This window comes from Phenylobacterium sp. (assembly GCF_031412415.1).
Classification (GTDB): domain Bacteria; phylum Pseudomonadota; class Alphaproteobacteria; order Caulobacterales; family Caulobacteraceae; genus Phenylobacterium.
The window spans coordinates 1-7,152 of sequence record NZ_JANOCX010000218.1; the positions used below are offsets into that span (position 1 = coordinate 1).

The 7,152-nt window shown below is 69.5% G+C and carries 8 protein-coding genes; 5 read left to right on the top strand and 3 right to left on the bottom strand.

Features of this window, described 5'->3' with window-relative positions; genetic code table 11:
* The coding region (locus RMO04_RS10645; protein ID WP_309644761.1) for a DUF4880 domain-containing protein at nucleotides 1-192 on the bottom strand (192 nt) is incomplete at its 3' end.
* An 8-nt stretch (nucleotides 193-200) separates the two neighbouring features.
* Nucleotides 201-710, bottom strand: coding sequence for a sigma-70 family RNA polymerase sigma factor (locus tag RMO04_RS10650; RefSeq protein ID WP_309644762.1), 510 nt, complete (start codon nucleotides 708-710; stop codon nucleotides 201-203).
* A gap of 78 nt (nucleotides 711-788) precedes the next feature.
* Between RMO04_RS10650 and RMO04_RS10655 the strand changes: the two genes are divergently transcribed.
* On the top strand, nucleotides 789-995 hold the full coding sequence (locus RMO04_RS10655) for a helix-turn-helix transcriptional regulator (protein WP_309644763.1): 207 nt from the start codon (nucleotides 789-791) through the stop codon (nucleotides 993-995).
* Between the two features lie 96 nt (nucleotides 996-1,091).
* Here RMO04_RS10655 and RMO04_RS10660 read toward each other — a convergent pair whose 3' ends face one another.
* Nucleotides 1,092-3,020 (bottom strand): winged helix-turn-helix domain-containing protein, encoded by a 1,929-nt coding sequence (locus RMO04_RS10660; protein WP_309644764.1) that lies wholly within the window; start codon nucleotides 3,018-3,020, stop codon nucleotides 1,092-1,094.
* Between the two features lie 339 nt (nucleotides 3,021-3,359).
* Between RMO04_RS10660 and RMO04_RS10665 the strand changes: the two genes are divergently transcribed.
* The 4 genes from RMO04_RS10665 to RMO04_RS10680 all read left to right on the top strand — a co-directional run.
* Entirely contained in the window at nucleotides 3,360-3,539 is a 180-nt protein-coding gene (locus RMO04_RS10665; RefSeq protein WP_309644765.1) for a hypothetical protein, read from the top strand.
* A 30-nt stretch (nucleotides 3,540-3,569) separates the two neighbouring features.
* Nucleotides 3,570-4,370, top strand: a complete 801-nt coding sequence (locus RMO04_RS10670) for an outer membrane lipoprotein-sorting protein (protein WP_309644766.1) — start codon at nucleotides 3,570-3,572, stop codon at nucleotides 4,368-4,370.
* Complete coding sequence (locus RMO04_RS10675; RefSeq protein WP_309644767.1) at nucleotides 4,367-5,566, top strand: DUF1302 family protein; 1,200 nt, start codon at nucleotides 4,367-4,369, stop codon at nucleotides 5,564-5,566. The genes RMO04_RS10670 and RMO04_RS10675 overlap by 4 nt, the downstream gene beginning before the upstream one ends.
* Nucleotides 5,567-5,583: 17 nt before the next feature.
* On the top strand, nucleotides 5,584-7,152 hold a 1,569-nt coding region (locus RMO04_RS10680; RefSeq protein ID WP_309644768.1), incomplete at its 3' end, for an MMPL family transporter.

Genomic DNA, 7,152 nt, shown 5'->3' on the forward strand with positions numbered 1-7,152 from the left:
GGAACCCTTCAGCGCCTCCGTGCGCCGCCAGACCTCCTCGACACGGCCGTAGGCCTCGTCGTTCCGGGGCTCGCGGCGCCAGGCGTAGAAGTCTTCGAGGATGCTCGTCGCCACGACCCGGGAATTGAGCCGGGTGAACCAGTCGGCCGCTTCCTGGTCTGCCCGGTGGTCTTCGGTCGTGGCCTTCGCCATGGCTTCGTCTAGTCCCGGAGGCGCGCGGCGCAGAGCGCCAACGCTTTCGACATCCTCCATTCTACAGTCTTCAGCGAAAGCTGGCGACGGGTCGCGATCTCGGCGTAGCTCAGGCCCGCGAACCTGTTGAGCACAAACACGTCGCGGTAGATCTCAGGCAGGCTGGCGATGACCTCCTGGAGGAGGATCGCTTCGAGCTGGGCGGCGGATTGGGCCGCTGAGTTCGGGATGAGCGTCGCGTGCTGGGCATAGGCCCGCATGCGCTTGCGCGACTTGGCCTCGTTGATCGCGAGGTTCTCGGCGATCCGCAACAGCAGCCCTTGAGGATGGCGGATGTCTTCGCGCGACACGTAGGGACCGACCCGCAGGTAGGTCTCTTGCACCAGGTCGTCGACTTGGTCTCGATCGAAACGGCGGCGGAGCATTGCCTTCAGCCAGCCGGCGTAGCGGCGATAGAGGTCGTCGAGCGGCTCGGGTGCACGTAGGGTCTGAATGCGTTTCGCCGTCTGACGAGCCATCCGAGGCGTCCCATCCAAAGTGACGAATAGGGACTATAGTCCCTGGAGACTATATGCCTCGTCGCGCTCCATCCTTCAATGGATTGGCGAGCAATTGTGGGCCGGAACGTGCGGTTGCAGCGCCAGGCGAGGTCCCTTACCCAGGAGCAACTCGCGTTCGAATCCAAGATTGACCTTACCTACCTAGGTGGCATCGAGCGCGGTCGCAGAAATCCTAGCGTGCTCGTGTTGGCGAGAATTGCCGCAGCTCTCATGGTTGAGCCTGCTGACCTTCTGCGGAAATAGATCCAAGCTTGCAGGCGCACTAACGTCAAACCTGTCGGCATGTCCGCAATGGGCTTCTTGCAGTCATTGCGAATGTCCTGACTTGGGCAGAACGCCCTAGGCCGTCTTGCACGCAAAGGGCAGGGACGTGACCGGCCGGCGTGCCACCCCTTCGTGGATCAGCCTCGCATTGAGGTTCGGATAGCGGCTCGGGTCAAAGTCCGGATAGATCATGAACTGCATCAGCGTCGGCAGCTTCCCCGCCGTGTCCAGGGGCAGCAGGATCCGATAGCCGCCCTCCGCGTCGCCCAACAGCATGGCGGCTTGCCAGCGGGTGGTTTCGCGGCCCACGGCGTCGACGCCCCGGCGCAGGATCCGGGCGTCCTCCACGCGACCCTCGGCGCAGGCTTGCCGGATCTCGGCCAGCATCTTGGTATCGGCCGGCATGGCCGAGGCCTTCACCTGTTCCAGCAGCCGCCGCGCCTCAGCCAGCCGCCCCGCCCAGACGAAGGCCCGGTGCGCCTGGTATTGGGTCAGCGCATTGTCCGGCCGCGCCTTCAGCTGCCGCCGCGAACGCTGGACGGCGGCGTCGTACTGTAGGGCCATGACCGAGACCGTGATCGCCCGCGAGCGCGGATAGCCGTCCTCCATGGAGAGGGTCTGCAGCCGCTCGGCCGCTCGCGCCATCCAGCGCCGCTCTCCGGCATAGGCCGACAGGTCGGCCATTTCCTCCCAGGCGTCGATGTCCCGCGGCCGGGCCTCCAGATAGCGGACCATCAGCCGGTGGGCGTCCTTGATTTGCAGCTGGGCGCTGGCCCGGGCGGCCCGGTACTTGAGGCTCTCGGCCTCGTTGGTGCTGGCCGCGATGGCGGCGTCGAGGCGCGCCACATAGTTCGCCCGCTCGACCTCGTCGCTCTGTCCCCGGCCGATGGCCACAACCCGGGTGGCGTTACCGAACCAGCTGTTGGCGGCCCGCCAATGGGCCGCCGCGAAATTAGGGTCCAGGGCCCGGGCGCGCTCGTACTCGACCGCCGCGGCGCGAGCGTAGCCTACATCGCCCTCGTCGGACTGCCGCTGGTCCAGGGCCACCCCGCGCAGATAGGCCTCATAGGCCTCCACTGACCGGGTCCCGGCGTCGACCATGGCCCGAAGCCTCGCCGGCTCCAGAATGCTCTTCAGGGACGAGGCGATGTGGAAGGCGATGTCTTGCTGGATGGCGATGACGCCGCGGTCGTGGCGGTCGTAGGTTTGCGACCACAGCTGCGCCCCGTCCGCAGCGCGGATAAGTTGGGCGCTCACCCGCACGTGGTCGCCGTCCCGCCGCACCGAGCCGGTCAGCACGTGGGCGACGTCCAACTCGCGCGCCACGGCGCGCACATCTGTATCGTTGTCGCGGAACCGGGCCGCCGCCTGCCGCGAGATCACCCGCAGGTCCGGCGCCCGGGCCAGACTGAAGGAGATCTCCTCGGTCATTCCGTCGGCGAACCAGGTCTCGCTACGCCCCGGGGTCAGGTCGGCGAAAGGCAGGACGACCACCGATTTCAACGCGGTCGCTTCGGCGTTCGCCGACGACTTGACCGCCAAGTCCTGCCTCCAGGCGATTAGCACCACGGCGCCGATCAAGCTCGCCATCGCGAGAGCGAGCGCCACGAGCCATCCCGCTGGCCGTGTCCGGTCCCGAGGCGCAGCCTCGCCGGCGACCGCGGCGGGGACCAGTTCACCCGCCCCCCGGCGCTCCACGGGCATCAGGAAGCGATAACCCCGGCCGTGGACGGTGCCGATCACCTCGGGGCTGCGGGCGTCGTCGCCCAGGGCGCGGCGCAGTTCCTTGATCGCCGTCGTCAGGACGGAGTCGCTCACCGCCAGCCCCGGCCAAGCCCGTTGGAACAGTTCGTCCTTGGTCACCAGCACCTGCGGACGTTCCATCAAGGCGCGCAGCAGGGCGAACGCCTTCCCGCCCAAGTGCAGGGACGTCTCGGCGCGCCAAACGCGCTCATCTTCCAGGTCGAGCCGGTAAGGCCCGGCCACCAGGAACCGGTCCGTCATGCTCCGCCGCTAGCATCCAAAAGGTCCAGCGCCTACGCCGCCGGCGGGCCCCGGCGGTCCGCCTCAGAACTTCCTCAGAATACCGGTTGCGATTTCAGGTCGCCGAAGCAGCGTTATCTCCTCGATATTGCAGCGCTTTCTCGTCCGCTGCGGGGCCGCCGGCGGTCGCCGCCGCCTTGGCGAGATTTCAGAAACTTATCAGCGCCGCCGCAAGATTTTCAGGGCCCCCCGATGGGAGAAGCCCCGTCCCCGGCGTCGTCCGGGTCCGCGGGTTTCATCGGAATCGCCGTTGGGCCCGGTCGCGCCGTCCCCACCTTCTCAAACCGGTCAGGACCCCGCATGACGACCGATTCCCCTGACGCCCTGGCCGACGTGGCGGCGCTCCTGATGGCCGCGCCCACTGCCTGGGACGCTATCGCCGACACCCGGCGGCGCCTGGCCCTGCGCGCCTGGCGCGCCTGGCCCGCCGAGCTGCCGTCCGAGATCGCTCCGCCGTCCGGCGTGTCCGACCTCGATTGACCCAACCCTTCCGTTCAAGGAGCTTTTCCGATGGGCATCGCCCAGCCGCCGACCCGCCGCGCCGCCGCCGCCGGCCTCCTGGCTCTCACCGCGCATCCGGCCCGGGCCAAGGCGCCGCAAGCCGATATCCTGATGACCGCCTCTTACGAGACCGGCCGGTTCGCCCATGCGCGCTTCAGCGCCAAGCTCGTCCTCGCTACCCGCGGGGGAGCCGATCGCGTCCGTCAGCTCCGCGGCGCCGGCAAGCTTCTTGAGAAGGGCGCCGCCAGCGCCCGGCTTATGCGCATCGAGGGACCCGCCGACATGCGCGGCGTCGCCACCCTCACCGTGGAGCGCCAGGCCGCCGCCGACGACCTCTGGATCTATTTGCCCTCTCTGCGTCGGGTACGCCGATTGGTTTCCTCCAACCGCCGCGACCCTTGGATGGGCTCGGAGTTTTCCTTCGGCGACATCGTCGGCCACGAGGTTGCCGCCTGGCGCCACGCGATCCTCCGCCGCGAGCGGATCGCCGGCGCCGCCTGCACCCTCGTGGAGAGCCTGCCCGTCCGTCCGGGCCTGGCGTCCGAGACCGGCTATTCGCGTCGCCTTTCCTGGATCCGCGACGCCGACCTGGTCCCGGCTCGCGCCCAGTTCTTCGACCTGGCCGGCGGCCTCTTGAAGACCATGACCGCCGCCGAGGTCCGCACCCTGGCGCCCGGCAAGGCCCAGGCCCTGCAGATCACCATGCGCAATGAGCGATCCGGCGCCGTCTCGCGGCTCGACTTCGCCGACTTCCGCATCGACGTGACGGTCGCCGACTCCGAGGTCGCCCCTGGAGCGCTCAAGTCGTGAGACCCGCCGTGCTCGCCCTCGGCGCATCCCTCATCGCTTCGACCGCTCACGCCGACATCGAGACCTCATGGCGCGTCGCCGGCTGGTCCGGTGACCGCATGTCCCGAGCGGAGGAGGGCCCGGTCGCCAACGCCGAGGCCTGGATCCGCGCTGGCGCACCGTCCAGCGACGGCGCCAGCCTGCGTTTCGAGGCCTGGGTCGCCGCCGATCCGGTCGGCCACGACGAGGCCGACGCCGACATCCGGGAGGCCTCGATCACCGTCACGCCCGGTCCCTTGCGCCTTACCGCCGGCCGCCAGGTCCACGCCTGGGGCCGCAGCGATCGGATCAACCCCACCGACGTGATCGGCGCCCGCGACCTGCGCCGCCTGACCGAGGACGACGGCGATAACCGCCTGGGCGCCGCCGGCGCCAGCGCCCAGCTCGACCTGGCCGGCGGCGTCGCCAGCCTGCACTGGCTGCCGGAGTTCCGCGCCAACCGGCTCCCCATCACCCTTCCGGCGCCCGAGATCCGCGACCGACCGGGCAATACCGAGGGCCAGTTCGCGCTGCGCTACGAACGCTACGGCCAGGCCCTCGACTGGTCGATCAGCTACGCCGACCTCGCCGACCGGACCCCATGGCTCGACCTAGGCCTTGCGGCCGGTCGCCCCCAGATCATCCTCCGCCATCCGCGCCTGCGGATGCTGGGCGGCGACCTCGCCACCACCCTTGGGCCCTACGGCGTCCGCGCCGAGGCCGCGCTCTACCACTACGACCGCAGCGATCTCACCGGCCTGGCCCTCCGAAGGCCCAGGTTCGCCCTGGTGCTCGGCGCCGATCGCGACCTCCCGGGCCAGCTCAACCTCAATGTCCAGACGGTGCTCCGCGCCAACGACACCCAGCCGGCTCCACCCGGCCCGAAGGCCGCCACCGCGCTTCGCAACGCCGCCATCCAGTACGCTTGGCGCGACACCGTCGTCGGCGCCACGGTACGCCTGCGCAAGCCCTTCGCCGCCGAGCGTGGCTCGGTGGAGGCCACGGTCGCCGCCTACGCCGGCGGCGGAACCTACGCCCAGATCCGCCTGACCTACGCGCTGCGCGACGGCCTGCGCGCCAGCCTCCTCGCCGAACGCTTCGCCGGCCGGTCCGACAGCCTGTTCGGCCGCCTGGAAGACAATTCCCTCATCGCCGTGGGCCTGCGGGCCGGCTTCTGACCACACTGGAGATCTGAATGTTCCGTCTGTTGGGCAAGGCCATAGTCGGCCACCCCTACAAGTTCATCGCCGCCGCCGCCCTGGCCGCCGCCGTCGCCATCGCCGGCGCCGCGCAGTCGCGGTTCGTCAGCGACTACGACTCCACCCTGCCAGAGCGCAGCCCCCTCACCAGCCAGATCCACAGGATCCAGGACCTGTTCGGCAGCCGCAGCACGCTCGCGCTAATCGTTTCCGGCGGCGCCCCGTCCGACCGGCTGAGCGCCGCCTGCGCCCTGACCACCGTCCTCGAACGCACGCACGGCGTCGCCCCCGGCCGGGTATACGGGGTGGGCTCCAACACTATGAAGTATGTCAGCGACGACGCCGGTGAACTGCAGGTGGTGGGGCTGGGCGAGCTCTGCGCCATGGGCGATGGGCTCACCCCCGCGGTCCTTGAGGGCCTGGGCCCCCAGGCCCCCCTGGTCCAGGCCCCCAACGGCTCGCTGACCGTCTACGCCGACCTCGACGCCATCAGCGGCGCCTATGGCGACATCCTCAGGAAGATCGACGGCGACATCGCCCGTATTGAGAGAGACGGCGTGGCGATCGACTATTCCGGCCAGCCCGCGTTCCTGGCCCAGAACGACATGTTCTCCAAGCGGATCGCCCTGTTCTTTCCGGGGATCATGCTGCTGATCCTGCTGCTTCACTGGGAGGCCCTGCGCTCGGTCCAGGCCGTGGTGATCCCTATATTCACGGGCCTGACGGCCACCGCCATTGCGGTCGGGGTCTATGGCTGGCTGAGGCTGCCCCTGGACACCTACGCGGTGCTCGCGCCCATCCTGGTCCTCGCCGTCGGCGCCGGCCACTCGGTTCAGCTCCTCAAGCGCTACATGGAGGAGGTCCGCGCCCGCGTGCCAGAGGGCCGGGCCACCCACGCTCAGAACGACGAGGCGCTCGTCGAGACCATCGCCGCCATGGGGCCGGTCCTCACCCTGGCCGTCATCGGCGCCACTGCCTGCCTCTTCGCCCTTTTGTTGCTCGATGTGGCGGCGCTCGCCCGCTTCGGCGTCCTGGCCGGCGTCGGCGTTCTGGGCGCGCTCGCCCTGGAGCTGACCCTGGTCCCGGCTATCCGCGCCGTCCTGCCCCTGCCGGTGGTCAAACCGGGCTTCGGCGAGCTCAGCACCCTCTGGAACCGTGGCCTGGGGGCCGTGGCCGAGCTGGCGTTGAAGGCGCCCAGGCTCTCTATCGGCGTCGGCCTCGGCCTATTCGGGGCCTTGCTCGCGCTGGGCCTGGCCAACGTCCACCCGTCCCACAGCATCTCAGTTTACACCGATCAGGAGCTGCCGGTGCAGAGGACCATCCGCACCTTCGTCGGGGCCGGTGTCGGCCCCTATGTCCTGGACGTGGTCATCGACGCGGGCGGCCCGCAACAGGCCTATGAGCCGAACGCCATGGAGGCCGCCCGCGCCCTGCAGGCGGTCCTCGCCGAGGATCCGGCCGTCCGCACGACGCTTTCGGCGCCCTCGGTCATCGGCTTCTTGAAATGCCGCTTCGCCGCCGCCCCCGATTGCGCCGCCGTATCGAGAGCGCCGAGGAGGCCAATC